Source organism: Spirosoma lituiforme (assembly GCF_054776635.1).
Window position 1 is genome coordinate 1 of record NZ_BAAHBO010000048.1, and the last position, 615, is coordinate 615.

Consider the following 615-nt stretch of genomic DNA (forward strand, 5'->3'; position numbering starts at 1 on the left):
ATGCGTCTTGCCACTTTGCCTTAGGCAAGGCTTACCCAACCTGCGTTGAGGGCGGAGCTGACCTTGATGATAGCGAAGTCAATTCAGTGGGCCTAAATGATTCCCTAATTCACGAAGACTTCATGGTTGGAGATAAGGACCTTGAAATCATAGGCTACAAAAACGGCCAAGCTTTCCCAATCTTTAAGGACGGCAACTGGGCATTTTAAGTAAATTTTGATACAGACGAGACTTGAAATTTATTTTCTAGTCTTTTTTTGTTTCTGTATTGAAAACGATTTTAATAATTATTATCAATCCCTAAATAATAATGAATATAGATGTTGAAATTGTTTTCACATTCTGATATTATGGAATTATAGAATATTAATAAGGAAGGTAATCTTTTTAGAATCAATGATCGTATTTTTCGCATCGGTCCTCACCGAGCCACATAAAGATGCCTTGATTTGGCATCTTTATGCCGAATAATAGTGCGGTAGCACGGAGAGCTTCAGAGAAGTGATATTCGGACGGGCTTTTTAAAAATTACATAAGGATTCTCATCAGTTTTTACATCGCAAGCTATGCTTGCTTGAAAAACTGTGAGAACCATAAAAATTTTACCAGTTGAAG

At 36.7% G+C, this 615-nt stretch carries 1 protein-coding gene; it reads left to right on the forward strand.

Annotated features, from left to right (window positions below; translation table 11 throughout):
• A partial coding sequence (locus ACYU87_RS27615; protein ID WP_461137225.1) for an aminopeptidase occupies nucleotides 1–209 on the forward strand: 209 nt, incomplete at its 5' end.
• Nucleotides 210–615 lie beyond the last annotated feature (406 nt).